Genomic DNA, 18,263 nt, shown 5'->3' on the forward strand with positions numbered 1-18,263 from the left:
TCCCGCAATATCGTAGGAAGTATTCTGCGAGAGCCTGCTCGAAATGACGGCTCATTGTTGATTGCCGATAAAAACCGGGATACATTTCTCGCTCCAAAACGGAAACTTAAATATTTAACGATGTCGTTAATCGTGTTATAGTATATATCAAAGAGGGAAAGGCGGGGACTGCCGAGAGCGCTGCAAAGCAGGGCCTGCCGCCGGTCAGTCGGGCTTTGCAGGATCCGCGATCGTATTATCCTATCCATCGAGAGCCGATTCGAAACGCTGTGCGGAGACAGAGAGCGATAAGACCGCTGGAAGGGCGATGATGCGGGACGAATGCAGCCGGGCAGTGAAAGAGAAGAAAGGATCGTTCCATAACGCAGAACGGAAGAATCCGGAAGGAGGCAGAATGTGAAAGATCGGAAAAAGAAAATGATCGCACCGATCATCATTACGATTGCAATCCTCTTATATCTGACGCTTTATCTTGTTTTTCTCCTGCCGGCCATAAAGTTCATCCCGGCGATAATCCTGTTTGCAGCCCCCCTTCTGGCTTTGGGGATTGCTATGATATATGTACTCAAATCACGCATCAATGAGATAAGGAGCGGTGAAGAAGATGATCTTAGTAACTACTGAAGGCATCGGCGGCAAGGATTTGGAAATGCTTGGCATGGTCAAGGGAAGCACCATCCAGACGGTGAATGCGTTTCGTGACATCGGCGCCGGTCTGAAGACCCTGGTCGGCGGTGAACTGAAGAATTATAACGAGATGATGAACAACGCCAGGGCGCTGGCCACGAAGCGCATGGTCGAGGAAGCGGATGCCATGGGAGCCGATGCCGTCGTGTGCGTGCGCTACGCGTCTGCTTCCATCATGCAGAGCGCAGCCGAAGTGATGGCCTACGGCACGGCGGTCAAGTTTCGCTAAGGAAAAAGCGGCTTCGGAGAGGGATGATTGAGCCGTTTCGCGGTGAGAGACAGCAAGATAAGCGGAACGGATCTTAAGTCCATCGCCGCGGTGATCGAAGGCAGCCGGGATTACTCTGCCGCGGACAGCCGGTGTGATCGGCATGTCGCATGGCGGAATGTATTCCGGGCTGCTTCGCGTACGCGGGACACCGAAGGTTTTTTTAATTCATGGATTCTCATCTGCTTTTTCTTCAGCGATCCTTTTTTCCTCCCGAACCATATTGTTTCATAAGCTGCGGGATTATGACATCTTCCGCCATCGCCGTTTTTGCTCCGGAGGATTCGATATGGAGAATAGAAAATATATTTTGCCGGTCATAATGCTTGCGATTTTTGAGACAGTGGCAGTGACACTATGGCTGACAAAGGATAATTTGTTTTATCTTTTCAATTTCAGCTATATCGGTCTTTCCATTTCACTGGGCGTTTTCCTGTTTTTCAGGAAATACAAATATGCAAGGCGGATTGTCCAGCTGCTGGTGGGACTGTATATGCTCATCTATCTGGGGCTTATCTGCAGCGAGAATATGCAGATCGAAGGCTTTTGGTATTACTTATTTACGGGCGTATTTGAAGCGGCAACAATCCATTACGCTATTGCAAAGATATTCGGGCCGCTGTTATTTGGAAGAGGCTGGTGCGGATATGCCTGCTGGACGGCGATGGTACTGGACTTCCTGCCCTACAAAATTCCAACACGGCCGAGAAAAAAGATCGCCTGGATCAGGTACCTTACATTTATGGCATCTTTTCTGTTTGTGGCGGCACTCTTTCTGGCAAAGGCCGGGAATATGGAACGCGTCATGTTCTGGGCATTTATTATCGGAAATGCCGCGTACTATGCTCTTGGCATTGCCCTGGCTATTATGCTTAAGGACAATAGGGCATTCTGTAAGTATATCTGCCCGATAACCGTATTTCTGAAGCCGATGAGTTATTTTTCACTGATTCGGGTGAGCTGCGATAAAGAAAAGTGCATATCCTGCGGGAAATGTAAAAAGCTATGTCCGATGGATGTGGATGTTACGGATAATTCCAGAAAAAGGAAAAACGGGACGGAGTGCATTTTGTGTATGGAGTGCGTCAGGAACTGTCCTAAAGACGCGCTTTAATCCATGGCCTGGAGGGTTTATGGCATTGAAACACTGCGGAACACTGCGCTTGAAAACAGAGAGATTAGTCCTGCGGCGATTTGCTCTCACGGACGCGTTGGCCATGCATAAAAACTGGGCTTCAGATCCTGAGGTGACAAAGTTCCTGACCTGGCCTCCCCATGCGGATCGGGACGTCAGCAAGGCGGTTTTGGAGGACTGGGTGAAATCCTATAAGCGGAAGGATTATTATCAGTGGGCCATTGTTCCGAAGGAGAATGGGGATGAACCGATCGGGAGCATTACCGCGGTCGGAATGAATGACGATGTGGAAATGATACATATCGGTTATTGCATCGGAAGAAAGTGGTGGCATCAGGGCATCATGTCAGAGGCGCTGAATGCTGTTATGGATTTCTTCTTTAACAAAGTGGAGGCCAACAGAATTGAGAGCCGGCATGATCCGAACAATCCGCATTCCGGGATGGTGATGAAAAAGTGCGGGATGAAGTATGAGGGCAGACTGAGAAGCTCCGATAGAAATAATCAGGGAATCTGCGACGCAGACTGGTATGCGCTTTTGCGGAGCGAACGGTGAATCTTGCCGGCTGCTTCTTATCGACTCGAAATTATCCCTTATTCCCAGAGCTTTCTCTCCTCCTTCGGGATGGAGTATTTGACGCACTTTCGGATGCCCATGATGAAAAAGATGAGGCCGGAAATCAATAAGCCGACGTCGACGACAAGCACGATCCAAAACGGAACGCCTCTTTGCTGCATGGACTGCAGTGCCTGAATCAAGAAACAGAGCCCCAGCAGGAACTGGGAGACGCCGATAGTGATAAGATAGGTGTAGCGCCGCTTTACCTGCTGATTGATCTCCTCGTTTCCGGTGTACATGTCCAGCGGACCGTCCGCCGCATTTTTCTTAAGGTAGACTCTGCCGCCGTACTCCGCCACAAAGTAGATCCCACTCTGCGCCAAAAAGTCAAGGTAGTCCTTTTTCCTGCTTCCGGTGTAAGCGGGCAGATCGATTTTATACTGATACTTTGCCGGGGAGACGTCCTCAAACTCATAGATGCCATTATGGTATCCCACGAGCATCAGGCCCTTTTCTCCCTGTTCGTTCAGCCAATTCTCCTCGTTCTGAATATCCAGGAAGGCCTTCTTAACGCTTGTTCTCATTGCTTTCCTCCTTTACTTTTTTTGCGTTTCGCAGCAATTCCTCCAGGCGAAGCAGCTCTTTTTCAAAAAACTGTTCTCCCTTTTCTGTTATGATGTACTCTATCTTCCTGTCCTGCGGATGCTCATCCAGCGCTCTGATCCATCCCTTTTTCTGCAAAGTGTCCAGAGCTCCATAGAGGGAACCGGCTCCGAGGCTGACGCGCTCGTCTGTCATCTGTGCGATGTCTTTCATTAAAGCATAGCCATGTGCCGGCTGATGGAGACGAAGCAGAATGTAGAAGATGGATTCGCTGAGAGCACCGCTGTTGGCTGATCGGCCCACGCCTTCTCCTTTCTAATACGCTTTTTGATATATCGTTATAAGTAATATATCATAATTCGTAATAGCGGTCAATAGCAAAATGAATTTTTTTGTCATCCGCCAAGCTGTCCGGGGAGCCCCGATCCGCTGCGGCTTGTTTCCGCTGCAGAATCCGGTGCTTTAAAGTAAAAGCATCCGGGGGACCGCGGATATTCGAGGCTTTCAGAGCCTTGGCATCGTTAAGTATCGGAATCGTTGACTTCCAGCCGTTGACCCGTTAGAATGCGCTTAAAATCGTATTGCGCCGCCGCTTCCGCGTGCAGATTTTCCTTGCCTTAAATGCCATTTCAAAAAATGCGGAGACATCGCCGGCGGGCTTATGACGCAGCGCTTATTGCGTTGGAATAGCTTTCTTCCGATAGGGAAGACGTCTCTATGCAGGGGGAGGCAGCGCCGCTATGGAAACGGAGAGAACATGACAGATCATTTTAAGGGGATCGAGGATGAGATCAGGGAGGGGCTTTTTCTGCGGAGGGACAGCAAGTACCGGGACTTTCAGAGCAGGCTGATTCCCACGGCGGCGCCGGAAGCTATCATCGGGGTCCGGACACCGGATTTGAGAAAATACGCGAAGGAGCTGTCAAAGAGACGGGAAATCGAAGCCTTCCTGCAGAAGCTCCCGCATCGGTATTTTGATGAGAATCAGCTTCATGCCTTCCTTCTTTCGGAAATGAAGGACTACGGGCGCTGTATCGAAGCGGTGAACGCCTTCCTCCCTTACGTGGATAACTGGGCGACCTGCGACCAGCTTTCACCGAAGATCTTTAAGAAGCACCGCGGGGAGCTCCTTCCTCAGATTAGGGATTGGATGGGATCGGAGCATAGCTATACCGTCCGCTTTGCGATCGGGATGCTGATGCAGCATTTCCTGGAGGAGGATTTTGACCCTTCCTATCCGAAAATAGTTCTGGAGCACCGCTCCGAGGAATATTATATTAACATGATGAGGGCCTGGTATTTTGCAACGGCGCTGGCGAAGCAGTACGATGCCGTCCTGCCGATGATAGAAGAGCGCGGATTGGATCCGTGGACACAGAATAAGACGATCCAGAAGGCTGTAGAGAGCTATCGCATCACGGATGAGCAGAAGCTCTATCTGAAGAGTCTGAAGCCGGCGTCCGGAAAGCGCGGCAAATAGAGCCGGCTTTCCTTCTCCGCTTAACCTTGGCTTTGGCCGCGCGGGACAAGCTCCGGGCGGATCCGAATTATTAGGAAAAGAAATATCGGGCCGGAGAGGCCGGCAGTAAGGATGCATTTATGATACGAAAGCATATCAGATTCTATGGCTGGGTGCAGGGCGTCGGTTTCCGCTGGCGCGCCAGGCATGCCGCGGATCTCGTCGGTGCTGTCGGCTGGGTGCGGAATGAGTCGGACGGCTCTGTCAGCATGGAGATCCAGGGCACGGAGGAGGAGATCGACCGGGTGATTCTCATGATTAGGCAGGGGAGCTATGTGAGGATTGAGAGCATGGACGTTCGGACCGTCCCGACAGAGCCGGATGAGCATGGATTTCGGATCCGATAGGGGCTGAATTTTTGCCTTATGCTGTCTTATGCGGATCGAATCGAGAAGCGGCATTCTCATATCCCAAAAGGAGGGATTTATCAGAAGGAGAAATAAAGGGGGTTTACGAGTCCGGAATATTGGGCTATAATTCGGTTAGCATAAACTAACTTATCCAGGGAATACCTTTTTGCAATGCTTATATGAAGAGAAGAGGGATTTCCGGCATCGTCTTTTGGGATGCGCCGGGCGGGGAGAAGCGGGGCAGCTTAGTCTGCATCCGGAAGGCTTCTGCCGGGAGCGGAAGGGGGATAAGAAGCATATGAAAGCGAATTATAAAAACTGGGTGCCAAAGGGCATGATCCTTGCTTTTTTCGGAGTGGCACTCCTCCTCTTTATTCTAGCGGCCGCCGCGGGCTGCCTCGTGCCGACGGGGATACTTCGGGCTCTGCTTTTGATTCTATTGATAACAGGCGGACTTATTTTCTTCGGACTGGGAATATGGAGTCTGATGATGTACCGGGCCTTTGATTACAACGGAACGCGGCAGATGGCGCGGCAGATCATCGAGGGCACGGCTTCGTATGTAAAGCTGCCGGAGGGCGGGAGCTGCCTGGACATTGGCTGCGGGAGCGGTGCTCTTGGCATCGCCGTCGCGAAGCGAAATCCGGGGGCCCGGGTCATCGGCATTGACCGCTGGGGCAGAGAATATGCTTCCTTTAGTAAAGCGCTCTGCGAAGGGAATGCCGAGGCAGAGGGCGTCAGTAATATCTGCTTTCGAAAGGGCGATGCGCTGCATCTGGATTTTCCGGATGAGAGCTTTGACGCGGTTACCAGCAATTATGTATATCACAATATCCCGTCCCATGACCGGCAGGCGATCCTCCTGGAAACACTCCGGACCTTGAAAAAGGGCGGAAGCTTTGCCATTCATGACATCTTTTCCGTATCGAAATACGGGGATATGAAGGCCTTTCTCCAAAGGCTCAGGGATATGGGATATCAAAGAGCCGAGCTGATCGATACCACGCAGGGAATGTTCATGGAGAAGGGGGAGGCGGGGTGGATGGCGCTTTCCGGCTCGGCCATCCTGACCGGTGTAAAGTGAGAGGGATCTGCGGGCGGAATGCCTGCTTCATATTGAATTTTCAGAGATTTCACAGTTCCCCTCTGTGAAGCAGGATCTCCTGGCTTGTTCCGTAATAAATATCCTCCCGGCCGCTCATCATTTTGCAGAATTCCTCAAACAGGTCCCAGCTGTCATAATAATCAAACTCATAGCTGTGCCCCCAGATATAATAGATCTGCGGCTTCTCACTGACTGCCTGCTTGATGAATCTCTCTCCCAGCTCCATCATCCTGTCAAATTCTCTGTGTGATATCGTGGGCCGGAACTGCAGCAGATCATCCTGTACATCGAAGCTGTAGCTGCTGATGGTGGTCCTTCCATAGCGGATTCCCGTATGCTCCCGGATCAGCTTCACCACTCTTTCGTCATGGGTGGGACCGCCGCCCGGATAAGCAAGACCGTATACCGGCTGTCCCGCCAGTCTTTCCAGATTGATCCGATCCTGCTCTACCTGGCGAATCACTTCCTCATCCGAAAGCTCCGGAAGATGCGGATGCGTCAATGTATGTGCCGCAATTTCATGGCCCCTGTAGAGCTCTGACACTTCCCGCGGCTCCACCTTGTTGTGCCCGATCCACATGGTCTCGCGCCGAAGATAGCCGGGTCGGCCCAAAAGCTCGGAGTTTATATTGAAGCTCGCCTTTAAATGGTACTTGTTGAAAATTTTGACGATCCGCTTGTCCTGCGTCACGCCGTCATCGTAGCTGAAGGTGAGAAATTTGTTTTTCTTCCGCATCATTTTTCCTTTCCCGCCACGGACGAGCGCGGCAGCAATATTATTTTGGAGCTGCTCTTTTATATCACCGGGTCTTTCCGGCGGCTTTTGCTTAAGACCATATATATGTAAATCTCCTTCGGCGAGCCGCTGCGTCAGACGGATCTGTCCCGCGGAAATCCGATGCGTCCCGCTGCGGGTGTCGGATTTCATGGATTTGTTTCGCCGCCGCTGATTTCGGAGCGGAAGCTTAGAGGGCAAAGCGAATCCCCGGCCGGTGGCTTGCCGGTCGGGGATTTCGCTTTATTTTGTGAAGGAATTAGACCGCCGGATGCAGCTCCAGGGATTCCTTTCGGAGGACGGGATACAGTCCCATGTAGACGACGACGGAGACGAGCAGGGATACTGCCGCATTGACGCTGGAGGCGAAGAAGTTGATCTTCAGGGAGAGCTCTGCCGCCGCCTTCCCGAGAATCAGGATCTTGTAGTAATAGCCCAGGATCGGGTCCGCAAAGACATTGAAGAGAAGTCCCGCCGCCGCGGCGAGGGAGGTCCAAAAGAGGATGTGACCTCTGTCTGTGCTGTAGCTGATCCTTCCGACTTTGTGGGCGATGAAGCCGCTGATCAGGCCGATCATGAGCTTACAGAAGAGCGTTTTCGGTACCAGCGGGAAATAGACAGGATCCAGCAGATCCCCGATGCTCATCCCGATCGCTCCGGCGAGGCCGCCCAGAGGGCCGCCGATCGCAAAGGCCGCGAGAACAACGACGGCATTCCCCAGGTGAATGGAGGTCATATCCGCTCCGACCGGGATTTTTATCTGAAGGAAGGTGAAGACCGCATAGGAGAGTGCCGCAAAGAGTGCACATAAGGCAAGTCGATAGCTGCCGATTTTTTCTGTTTTCATTTCTGTCATTCCTCCTGAGCTGCTGTACTGTCTAACGCTTTTCTTATACAATACCCCTATTCTGGATTTATTAAAATACTCAAAATATGAAAATAATATAATACCAGTAAAGCTTTGTGAGCTCGCAATTCTCCCTTTGCTGTGCTAGACTTGTGAAAAGTGATGGGACGAAAGAAGGGGGAGCGGAAAAATGTCAATACAGTTCGTGCTGGGCGGGAGCGGAGCCGGAAAGACAGAATTTTTGCTCCGCAGGGCTTTAAGAGGAGCCCGGGAGGATTATCGGAGCTCCTGGATTCTTTTGGTTCCGGAGCAGGATACCCTTGCGATGCAGAGGAGGATCACGCTGCACCCGGAGAATCCGGGGAAGGGAATCCTGAATATCGATGTGATGAGCTTCCACCGCCTCGCCTACCGGGTCTTTGAGCTTCTGGACCGGCCTCTGCCCCGCATTATTGACGATACCGGAAAGGTGATGCTTCTCCGGGAATCCTCGGAGCGGGTCAAGGATAAGCTGGAGCTCTATAAAAATCAGCTGAGCAGACCGGGCTTTCTCTCGGAGCTGAAATCGCAGATCTCGGAATTTTATCAGTACAGGATCCGGCCGGAGCTTTTGGAAGACGCCGCGGAGAAATGCAGTTCTTCACATATGGGGGCGAAGCTTCGGGAGCTCTCCCTTTTGTACCGGGCCTTTTTGGAATACATGGAGGAGCGGGGATATATGGTGGAGGAGGAGCTTCTGGACCGCCTCCTTTCTTTTCTTCCGGAGACGAAGCTTCTGGACGGGGCGACGATCCTCTTCGATGGCTTTACCGGCTTTACGCCGGTGCAGTTGGATATCATTGAGGAAATGATGAAAAGCTGCCGAAGCCTTCTCTTTTCTCTTTGTCTTGGGAGGGGGGCGAGAGGGGCTCTCTATGGGGAGCACAGGGCATCGGAGCTTTTCTTTCTGACGGGACAGACCGCGGAAAAGCTGAGACTGAGGGCCGAAAAATGCTCCTGTCCTATCCTTCCTCCGATCGATCTGAATCGCTTTGATGCCCTGACAGGGAGGGCCAGAAATCCCTCCCATCCTCTTCCGCGTTTTCAAAATGCCCCGGCGCTGGATTATCTGGAGCGCTCGCTCTACCGCTACTCGGCCGCGGGCACGGAGGGAAGGAACTTCGCTTTAGACGGCTCGATCGAGATCTGGGAGGCGGCGGATCAGAGGATGGAGATCGAAAGGCTAGCGTCCGAGATCGAGAGGGCGGTGCGGGAGGAGGGACTTCGCTATCAGGACATCGCCGTTTTGATTTCCGAGCCGGAGCAATATCGGGACCTCATCTATCGCTGCTTTCTCGCGGCAGGAATCCCCTATTTTCTGGATGATCCCGGAAGCCTTTTGGATTCCCCGCCCGCAAAGCTTCTGCGCGCTGCGATCGAGGTGCTGGAAAGAGCTTTCAGCTTTGACAGCGTGATCCGCTGCCTCCGGGCACTTCCGGGAAGGACTCCGGAGGAGGAAAACGAGATTGATCTCTTTGAAAATTGGCTTCGCGAGCGCGGGATCCGCGGAGCGGCCGCCTATCAGAGGGAGTGGGAGCATTTTGACAGCCTCAGGAGAAAGCTCGCGGGGCCCTTGCTTCGGCTTCTTTCCGAGGGAAATGAGAGGGGAGCTTCGGCATCCCGGAGGATTTCCGCCCTCCGGGGCTTCCTCACAGAGCTAAGAGCGAGGGAGTATATCTCGAAGGAGGCGGAGAGGCTGAGAGAGATAGGGGAACAGAACCGGGCGGAGGAGCTTCTCCGCGGGATGGATGCGGTGGAGGAGCTCCTTCTCCGCTTTTCGGAGCTCCTCGGGGAGACGCGGATTTCTCGGAGGGAGTTCTCGGAGCTTCTCGACGCCGGCCTCTCGGAGGCGTCCATCCGCATCATCCCGGCCACCCTGGATCAGGTCGTGATCGGGGATCTGACCCGCTCCCGCTTCTCCTCTCCGAAGCGCTTCTTTTTGGTGGGGGTCAGCGCTGGGGCTCTCCCGGGCTCCGGGAAGGGGACGGGGATACTGGGGGACCGGGAGAGAGCGCTTCTCCGCTCTCTTTCGATCGAGCTCGCCCCGGATCAGGCGGAGGACGCACTCCTGCAGCGCTTTTATATCTACCGGGCGCTTCTGAATCCCTCGGAGAAGCTGCTGCTCTCCTATCCGCTCCGGGGGAGAAACGGGAAGAGCCGGAAGCCCTCGCCGCTCATCGAAGCTTTGAGAGGGATCTTTCCCGGCCTTTCGATTCGCTCTCTCCGACATGAGCCGGAGGAGATCTATACGCGGGAGGAGCTGCTCCGCTCTCTCTCCCGCACTCTTCCGCTCTATCTGGAGGAGAGAGAGAGGAAGGAGGCGAGAGAGGATAAGGGGGAGAGCGCTTCGGAGGGGAGGGAAGCCGTGGAAGCTCCCTCGGAGGGGAGGCTGCTTTCGGGCTTTTCCGCTCTTCTCAGGGATCCCTCCTATCGGGATCGGGCTTCGAAGCTTCTGGACGCGGCATTTACGAGCTATCAGAGCGGCAAACTGGACCGGGAGATCGCGGAGGAGATCTACGGGGAGATTCTGTATGGCTCCATCACGAGGCTTGAGCAATATAATCGCTGCGCCTACGCACATTTTCTCCGCTACGGGCTTCAGCTTTCGGAGAGGAAGAGCAATGAAGTGCGGGCCCTCGACCTCGGAAATCTCTATCACCTCGCGATGGAGGAGCTCTTTCGGGAGCTTTCGAAGAGGGGACAGAGCCTGCCGGAGCTCTCCCGGGAGGAAGCCTGCGCGCTTTCCGATGCCTGTGTTCTTAGGGCTTCGGAGCAGTACAACGAGAGGATGATGCAGGACAGCGCGAGAAATCGCTATCTTCTCCGGCGGATCTCCGAGATTTGCCGGACGACGGTCTGGGCGCTCTCCGAGCAGCTCCGGAGAGGGGATTTCCGCCCGGCTTTTCTGGAGAAGGATTTTCATCTTACGAGGCCCGGTTTTCGCCTGAGCGGGCGGATCGACCGCGTGGACCTCTGCGAGACGGAGAAGAGCATCTATGTGAAGGTCCTGGACTATAAATCGGGGCGGACGGTCTTTGACTTAAATCGGATCTACGAGGGACTGCAGCTGCAGCTTGCGACTTATCTCAAGGTCGCCCTGGAGGAGCTGCAGCGGGATTATCCCGGGAAGGAAGTGCTTCCCGCCGCGATGTTTTACTATCGAATCGACGATCCGATTCTGGACTATGTGCCGGGGGAGGATGAGGACGGCGGAGAGGACAGGAGGCTCCGGGCTCTCCGCGTGGACGGGCTTGTGAATGCCGACCGGGAGGTGATTTCACACCTGGACCGGGAATTTCAGAAGGAATCCAGGGTGATACCGGTCACGCTTCGGGAGGGAAAGGTGGAGGAGCGGAAGAAGGCGATCGCCACGACAAGGCGCTTCTCCGCGCTCATGGACTTTGTGGAAAAGAGGATGGAGAGGGACGCTGCGGAGATACGGGGCGGAGAGATCTCCGTGAATCCGATCCGGGAGTCCCCTGAGCGGAGTGCCTGCGACTACTGCCCTTATCACAGTATCTGCGGCTTTGATCCCATGCTGGAGGGCTACTCCTATCGAAGAAGCGGAAAGAAAAAGACGGAGGAGATCTGGCAGGAGCTCACAGAGGAGCGGGAGGACAGCGCGCCGTGATTTTTGAAAGCGGAGAGAAGGCGGAAAGAGGGAGAAAGCGCGGGCGCGCCCTGGGGAAAAGACGGACAGAGGCGGCGTGACAGAGGGCAGAGCAAAAGGAGGCTTTTCCATGGAGAGGGTCTGGACAGAGGAACAGGAAAGAGTGATTTCTCACCGGGGAGGAAATCTCCTGGTTGCCGCCGCGGCGGGATCGGGGAAGACCGCGGTTTTAGTGGAGCACGTCATTTCCCTTTTAACGGAGAGGGAGGACCCGACATCTCTTTCGGAGCTTCTCATTATGACCTTCACGGAGAGCGCGGCAGCGGAGATGAAGGAGAGGATCCGGCTTTCTCTGGAAGAGCGTCTTCGGAAGGATCCGGAGAACGGGAGGCTGATCCGCGAGGCGGGGAATCTGCAAAATGCGAATATCAGCACGATCGACTCCTTCTGCCGAAGGCTTATCTTGGAAAATTATGCTTCGATCGACCTGGATCCCTCTTTCCGTGTGGGAGAGGAGGGGGAGCTCCGTCTGCTCCGCTCCGATCTTGTCACAGAGCTCCTGGAGGAGCATTATGAGTCCTGCGACCCGGGCTATTTTCGCTTCCTCGAAAATTTTACGAGAGGGAAGGATGACGCCGGGATCGAAGAACTGATCCTGAAGGTCTATGAGTATTCCGAGGCGACGCCGTGGCCGGAGGACTACCTCAGGGATGCAGAGGGGAAGGACCTTTCCCTCTCGGAGGACTATCTCCTTCAGAGCCTTAAGAGCCGGATGGAGGATCTACTATCAGAGCTTGAGGAGGCGCTCTCTATCGCCGTGGAGGAGGACGGACCGGGGGAGTATCTTCCGATGCTGGAGGAGGATGTCCGAGCTCTGAAGAAGCTCAGCGGGATCTCAGAGCTTCCGCTTTTCCTTTCAGAGCTCTCCGAAATCTCCTTTTCGCGTCTTAAGGCCACGAAGTCCCCGAAGAAGGAGGCCGCCGCGGGACTCAGAAACGGGGTGAAGAAGGAGCTCCAGAAGCTGCAGGGGCGTCTTTTCCTCCCGGAGGGCGCAGAGAGAGAGGCCATGCAGGAGGGGCTCTCCGAGAGCATTCATGTGCTCCTCTCCCTCACAGCAGAGTTCCGGGAGTGCTTCGCCTCGGAGAAAAAGCGGAGAAAGATACTGGATTTTTCCGATCTCGAGCACAGGGCTCTGGAAATTCTTTATATAGAGGATGAGGAGGGGCGAAGACCCTCCCCGGCGGCCGATGAGTATGCGAGGCAATTCCGGGAGATCCTGATCGACGAGTATCAGGATTCCAATTTCGTCCAGGAGGAGCTTGTGAAAGCGCTTTCCGCAGAGCGCTTCGGACGCCCCGATGTCTTTCAGGTCGGCGATGTAAAGCAGAGCATATACAGCTTCCGGCTCGCCCGCCCGGATCTCTTTCTCGGAAAATATCGGGACAGCCAATATCCGAAGGTCGAGCTCTCTAAAAATTTCCGAAGCCGTGAAGAGGTGCTGCGCTCGGTCAATCAGCTTTTTTTCCGACTGATGAGAGCGGAGGTCGGCGGAGTGGACTACACGGAGGAGGCGAGTCTCCGGGCGGGGAGAAGTGATTTTCCGCCCGCGGGAGAGAGGGATCTCAGGACCGAGCTTCTCCTTGTGGAGAGCGGGGCAGCGGGAGAGGAAGAAGAGGAGGATGGAGAAGGCGAAGCGCTCGGAAAGAGCGAGGCGGAGGCAAGACTGATCGCAGGGAGGATCCGGAGCCTCAGGGAGGAGGGATATCGCTACCGGGATATCGTGATCCTGCTCCGCTCTCCCGGCGCCTGGGCAGATGAGCTCACGGAGCTTTTGGGGAATGCCGGAATCCCCGCCTACTCCATCTCCGGCACGGGATTTTTCCGCGCGGTCGAGGTGGAGATCATCCTCGCCTTTTTGGCGGTCATCGATAATCCCCGTCAGTCCATCCCGCTCGCTTCGCTCATGCACTCTCCGATCTACGGCTTTAGCGATGAGGAGCTCGCGAGGATTGCGGCAGCAGGCGGAATCGAGCGAAGCTTTCCGGGGGAGGAGGAGCTCTATGAGAGCGCCGGAGAGAGTCTCCCGGGGGAAAAGGGCGGGACAGGAGAGGAGGACTCCGCTGAGGAAGAGAGAGAGGCAGAGGAGAGGAGAGTCGGGACGGATTCCGGATCGGCGGAGGGAGAGAGAGAATCGGAGGAGAGGAGAGGAGAGGGAGCGGAGGAAGAGGGGAAGCGGATACTGCCGGAGGAGCTTTCCCGGAAGCTTCGCCTCTTTCGGGAGAGCCTCGATCACTACCGGGAGCTCTCCCGCGTACTCAGCATCCATGAGCTTCTCTATCGGATCTACGAGGAGAGCGGCTACTATCATTATGTCTCCGCGATGCCGGGAGGGAGAAAGCGCCGCGCGAATCTCGATCAGCTGATCGACTCCGCCCTTTCCTTTGAGGCGAGCAGCTACGGCGGGCTTTTCGATTACATCCGCTATATCGAAAGACTGAGGAAGGAGAATGCGGATCAGGGAGAGGCCGCGATCTACTCGGAGCAGGACGATCTCGTGCGCATCCTTTCCGTCCACAGGTCCAAGGGACTGCAGTTTCCGGTGGTCATCCTATCCGGACTGAATAAACGCTTTAATAAGAGGAATCTTTCGGGGAAGGTACTGATCGATCCGGATCTTGGGATCGGAGCGGACTATATCGATCCGGAGAGGAGGATACGCTATCCCTCCCTGCAGCGGATGGCGATCCGGGAGAAGCAGGAGAATGAGCAGCTCGGCGAGGAGCTTCGGGTTCTCTATGTCGCGATGACCCGGGCGGAGCAGCGCCTTATCATGACGGCGTCAGTCACGGATATGGAAAAGAGCGTGAAAAAGGCGGAGGAAGCTGCCGGACGGGGCAGGCTTTCCGCGGGGAGGATCCGCTCCGCCTCCTCCATGCTGGACTGGATCCTGATGGCGGGAGGAGACTCTCTCCTCCGAAGCGGAAGTTCCGGAGCGATCCGCCTGGACAGCTTTGCAAGGGGGGAGCTCATCGAGAGCGGGAAGGAGCTTCTCAGGCGTTCCGTCAGGCTTTCCTCCGAGCTCACAGAGGCGCTTTCGGACTTCGATCCGGAGGATGCGGAGCTCCAGAGGCTCGTCCGGCGCTTTGACTTCCGCTATCCGCATGAGGACGCGACGAAGCTTTTCCCGAAGTATTCGGTATCTGAGATCGGGGAGAGCGGGGAGCAGCCCGCGGAAGCTGTCCTCCCCGCGCCTATGGAGCGCCCCGACTTCCCTTCCGATACTCTGCGGGAAGCCGGGGCTTTGTCTTCTGAAAATGGCGGAGGAGAGAAGGAGAATGAGAAAACGCCGGGAGCCCGGAGAGGAGATGCCTATCACCGCGCCCTCTCCCGCTATGACTATCTTGCAGGAGGGGGGAGCGGGCAGCTGAGGGCTCTTCTCACGGAGGAGGAGTATGCGCTGATCGATCCGGAAAGCTTTCAGCACTTCCTGGATTCTGAGCTGGGAAGGGAATTTCGGGAGGCCGCGGAGAAGGGGATGCTTTTCCGGGAGCAGCGCTTTATGAAGCAGGTCCCCTTTTCCTATCTCTTTCCGGAGAGCGGGATCACGGAGCCGGTGCTTCTCCAGGGAGTGATCGATGCCTTTTTCCTCTCGGAGAACGGGATCACACTGGTCGACTACAAGACGGACAGGACAAAGAGCGAGGAGCAGCTTCGGAGGCGCTATGAAAGGCAGCTTTCCCTCTACGCCGATGCCCTATGCGGGATTAGCGGGCATTCCGTAAGGCGGAAGCTGATCTACTCCTTCTCGCTCGGAAGGGCGATCGAGCTTTCCTGAGAGAGGAGGCAGCGCTTCACATATTTTCCGGTGAAGGAGCTCTCACAGCCCGCGACCTCCTCCGGTGTGCCGGTACATACGACGCGGCCTCCCCGATCCCCGCCCTCGGGGCCCATGTCGATCAGATAGTCCGCGCACTTTATGACGTCGAGATTATGCTCGATGACAAGCACGGTATTTCCGGATTCCGCAAGCTTTTGCAGCATCTCCACGAGGCGGCGCACGTCCTCAAAATGGAGACCGGTCGTGGGCTCATCCAGGACATAGATCGTCCGGCCGGTTCCCCGGCGGCTCAGCTCCGAGGCGAGCTTGATCCTCTGTGCCTCCCCTCCGGATAGCTCTGTGCTCGGCTGTCCGAGGCGGAGGTAGCCGAGGCCCACGTCATTTAAGGTCTGAATCTTTCTCGTGATGGACGGCACATTCTGAAAGAAGGAGAGAGCCTCCTCGACGGTCATGCTGAGGACATCATAGATGCTCTTTCCCTTGTATTTTACATCCAGGGTCTCCCGGTTGTAGCGCTTTCCGCCGCAGACCTCGCAGGGGACATAGACATCCGGGAGGAAGTGCATCTCGATCTTTACGATCCCGTCTCCGGAGCAGGCCTCGCAGCGGCCCCCCTTCACATTAAAGGAAAAGCGTCCCTTGCTGTAGCCCCTCGCCTTTGCGTCCTGGGTGGAGGCGAAGAGGTCCCGGATCAGATCGAAGACGCCCGTATAGGTCGCCGGGTTCGAGCGGGGCGTCCTCCCGATCGGGCTTTGATCGATGTCGATGACCTTGTCCAGCTGCTCCGCTCCCTCGATCGCTCTGCAGCGCCCGGGGATCGTTCTCGCCCGGTTCAGCTTCTTTGCGAGCGACTTGTAGAGGATCTCATTTACGAGAGAGGACTTTCCGGAGCCGGAGACGCCGGTCACACAGGTAAAGACGCCGAGCGGGATCGAGAGATCGATCCCTTTCAGATTGTTTTCGGATGCCCCGAGGACCCGGAGCCAGCCGGCAGGCTCTCTCCTCCTCCTTGGGATTTCGATCCTTCGCTTTCCGCTGAGGTACTGCCCGGTGATGCTCCGGGGATTTTTCATGATCTCCTCTGCCGTTCCGACTGCGATCACCTCTCCCCCGTGCTCTCCCGCCCCGGGGCCGATATCCACGATGCAGTCCGCGGCCCGCATCGTATCCTCGTCATGCTCCACGACCAGCACGGAATTTCCCATATCGCGGAGCCGCTTCAGCGTCGCGATCAGGCGGTCGTTGTCTCTTTGGTGAAGTCCGATGCTGGGCTCGTCCAGGATATAGGCGACTCCGACGAGACCCGATCCGATCTGCGTCGCGAGGCGGATCCTCTGGGACTCTCCGCCGGAGAGTGTGCCGGCGGCCCGGGAGAGGGTCAGGTAGTCCAGGCCCACATCCAGCATGAAACGGGTTCTCGCCTTAATTTCCCGGATGACCTGCTCCCCGATCGCAAGCTGCCTCTCCGAGAGCTTGAGCTCCGAGATCCAGCGGTGGAAGTTCTCGATGGAGAGCTCGGACGCCTGGTAGATGTTCCGGTCCCCGAGCGTCACCGCGAGGGAGCTCTTCTTCAATCTCGCCCCCTTACAGAGCGGGCAGGGCGTGATCCGCATATATTGCTCGTATTCTGCCTTCATCTTTTCGGAGAAGCACTCCCGGTAGCGGCGGTTCACATTGGCGAGGAGACCCTCGAAGGCCACATGATGGACATTGCCCTTTCCGAACTGAGACTCATAGTGGACCGTGACCTTTTCGCCCTTTGTGCCGTAGAGAATGGCGCTGCGCGCTTCCTCCGGGAGATCCCGGAAGGCGGTGTCCAGACTGAAATGATAGCGCTCCGCGAGTGCAAGGAGCATGGCGTGGCCGAAGCTCCCGCTGTCCTTTGAATTCATCCAGCCGAGCACGGAGATAGCCCCCTGATTCAGGGAGAGAGATTCATCCGGAATCATGAGGCTTTGGTCGAACTCCATCTTATAGCCGATGCCGAAGCAGTCCGGACAGGCCCCGAAGGGGTTATTGAAGGAGAAGCTCCGGGGCTCGATCTCCTCGATACTGATCCCGCAGTCCGGGCAGGAAAAACTGGAGGAGAGGTTCAGACTCTCCCCGCCGATCACATCCAATGTGAGGAGTCCTCCGGAAAGTCCCAGTGTCTGCTCGATGGATTCCGTGATTCTTTTCTCGATCCCCTTTCGGAGGACCAGACGGTCCACGACGATCTCTATCGTGTGGCGGAGATTCTTCTCCAGCCGGATCTCCTCGGAGAGCTCGTAGAGATTTCCGTCGATGCGGACTCTGACGTAACCGGATTTCCTGGCGCTTTGCAGTACCTTTTCGTGCATGCCCTTTTTCCCGCGCACGATGGGCGCCAGAAGCTGAAGCCGGGTCCCCTCCGGGAGCTTCAGAATCTGGTCCGTCATCTCATCCACTGTCTGCCTTCTTATCTCCCTCCCGCAGACCGGGCAGTGGGGGATACCGATTCTTGCGTAGAGGAGCCGCATATAATCATAGATTTCCGTCACGGTCCCCACGGTGGAGCGGGGATTCCGGTTCGTGGACTTCTGATCGATGGAGATCGCGGGAGAGAGCCCCTCGATGAGCTCTACATCGGGCTTTTCCATCTGTCCCAGGAACTGCCTCGCATAGGAGGAGAGGGATTCCATATAGCGGCGCTGCCCCTCCGCATAGATCGTGTCGAAGGCGAGAGAGGACTTTCCGGAGCCGGACAGACCGGTCAGAACCACAAGCTCATCCCGCGGGATATCCAGATCGATATGCTTTAGGTTGTGCTCGTTCGCGCCGCGGATCTTGATGTATTTTCTTTCCATTCTCAGGCCTTTACCTTATAATAGGATTTCGATTTCGAAAGTCTGCCGCACTGCAGTTCAAAACATTTGTTCTAAAAGAGGATAGCATGCTTTCCCCGCGGAT

At 55.5% G+C, this 18,263-nt stretch carries 14 protein-coding genes; 9 read left to right on the plus strand and 5 right to left on the minus strand.

Features of this window, described 5'->3' with window-relative positions; translation table 11 throughout:
* The first annotated feature begins 396 nt into the window (after positions 1-396).
* The 4 genes from GCWU000341_RS03645 to GCWU000341_RS03665 all read left to right on the plus strand — a co-directional run bounded on the left by GCWU000341_RS03645 (position 397) and on the right by GCWU000341_RS03665 (position 2,646).
* On the plus strand, positions 397-624 hold the full coding sequence (locus GCWU000341_RS03645) for a hypothetical protein (protein WP_009214380.1): 228 nt from the start codon (positions 397-399) through the stop codon (positions 622-624).
* Positions 605-916 (plus strand): YbjQ family protein, encoded by a 312-nt coding sequence (locus GCWU000341_RS03650; protein ID WP_009214381.1) that lies wholly within the window; start codon positions 605-607, stop codon positions 914-916. The genes GCWU000341_RS03645 and GCWU000341_RS03650 overlap by 20 nt, the downstream gene beginning before the upstream one ends.
* A gap of 328 nt (positions 917-1,244) precedes the next feature.
* Positions 1,245-2,069: a 4Fe-4S binding protein gene (locus GCWU000341_RS03660; protein ID WP_009214383.1), complete on the plus strand. Its 825-nt coding sequence runs from the start codon at positions 1,245-1,247 to the stop codon at positions 2,067-2,069.
* Positions 2,070-2,088: 19 nt separating this feature from the next.
* On the plus strand, positions 2,089-2,646 hold the full coding sequence (locus GCWU000341_RS03665) for a GNAT family N-acetyltransferase (RefSeq protein ID WP_009214384.1): 558 nt from the start codon (positions 2,089-2,091) through the stop codon (positions 2,644-2,646).
* Between the two features lie 38 nt (positions 2,647-2,684).
* On the opposite strand, the gene GCWU000341_RS03670 is transcribed toward GCWU000341_RS03665, so the two are convergent.
* Together GCWU000341_RS03670 and GCWU000341_RS03675 are read right to left on the minus strand one after the other, a co-directional pair.
* Positions 2,685-3,233, minus strand: a complete 549-nt coding sequence (locus GCWU000341_RS03670) for a DUF2812 domain-containing protein (RefSeq protein ID WP_009214385.1) — start codon at positions 3,231-3,233, stop codon at positions 2,685-2,687.
* Complete coding sequence (locus GCWU000341_RS03675) at positions 3,217-3,555, minus strand: PadR family transcriptional regulator (RefSeq protein WP_040653041.1); 339 nt, start codon at positions 3,553-3,555, stop codon at positions 3,217-3,219. The genes GCWU000341_RS03670 and GCWU000341_RS03675 overlap by 17 nt, the downstream gene beginning before the upstream one ends.
* 454 nt (positions 3,556-4,009) lie before the next feature.
* Here GCWU000341_RS03675 and GCWU000341_RS03680 point away from each other — a divergent pair, with 454 nt between their 5' ends.
* The 3 genes from GCWU000341_RS03680 to GCWU000341_RS03690 all read left to right on the plus strand — a co-directional run bounded on the left by GCWU000341_RS03680 (position 4,010) and on the right by GCWU000341_RS03690 (position 6,205).
* A complete protein-coding gene (locus tag GCWU000341_RS03680) occupies positions 4,010-4,732 on the plus strand; it encodes a DNA alkylation repair protein (protein WP_040653043.1) in 723 nt (240 codons plus the stop codon).
* Between the two features lie 119 nt (positions 4,733-4,851).
* Positions 4,852-5,118 carry an acylphosphatase gene (locus GCWU000341_RS03685; protein WP_009214389.1) on the plus strand — a complete coding sequence of 89 codons (267 nt, stop codon included), beginning with the start codon at positions 4,852-4,854 and terminating at the stop codon, positions 5,116-5,118.
* A 301-nt stretch (positions 5,119-5,419) separates the two neighbouring features.
* The gene (locus GCWU000341_RS03690; RefSeq protein ID WP_009214393.1) at positions 5,420-6,205 is read left to right on the plus strand and encodes a class I SAM-dependent methyltransferase; all 786 of its coding nucleotides are present in this window, start codon (positions 5,420-5,422) and stop codon (positions 6,203-6,205) included.
* Between the two features lie 49 nt (positions 6,206-6,254).
* Here the strand turns inward: GCWU000341_RS03690 and GCWU000341_RS03695 are convergent, their stop codons facing one another.
* Complete coding sequence (locus GCWU000341_RS03695) at positions 6,255-6,965, minus strand: polysaccharide deacetylase family protein (RefSeq protein ID WP_040653387.1); 711 nt, start codon at positions 6,963-6,965, stop codon at positions 6,255-6,257.
* 295 nt (positions 6,966-7,260) lie between these two features.
* On the minus strand, positions 7,261-7,848 hold the full coding sequence (locus GCWU000341_RS03700; protein WP_040653045.1) for an ECF transporter S component: 588 nt from the start codon (positions 7,846-7,848) through the stop codon (positions 7,261-7,263).
* A gap of 190 nt (positions 7,849-8,038) precedes the next feature.
* Here GCWU000341_RS03700 and GCWU000341_RS03705 point away from each other — a divergent pair, with 190 nt between their 5' ends.
* Positions 8,039-11,518: a PD-(D/E)XK nuclease family protein gene (locus GCWU000341_RS03705; protein WP_009214397.1), complete on the plus strand. Its 3,480-nt coding sequence runs from the start codon at positions 8,039-8,041 to the stop codon at positions 11,516-11,518.
* Positions 11,519-11,627: 109 nt separating this feature from the next.
* Positions 11,628-15,332 carry a UvrD-helicase domain-containing protein gene (locus tag GCWU000341_RS03710; RefSeq protein ID WP_009214398.1) on the plus strand — a complete coding sequence of 1,235 codons (3,705 nt, stop codon included), beginning with the start codon at positions 11,628-11,630 and terminating at the stop codon, positions 15,330-15,332.
* Here the strand turns inward: GCWU000341_RS03710 and uvrA are convergent.
* Positions 15,293-18,160, minus strand: a complete 2,868-nt coding sequence (uvrA, locus tag GCWU000341_RS03715; protein WP_009214399.1) for an excinuclease ABC subunit UvrA — start codon at positions 18,158-18,160, stop codon at positions 15,293-15,295. The genes GCWU000341_RS03710 and uvrA overlap by 40 nt on opposite strands.
* Between the last annotated feature and the right edge of the window lie 103 nt (positions 18,161-18,263).

The sequence above is a fragment of the Oribacterium sp. oral taxon 078 str. F0262 genome, assembly GCF_000160135.1.
Lineage (GTDB): Bacteria > Bacillota > Clostridia > Lachnospirales > Lachnospiraceae > Oribacterium.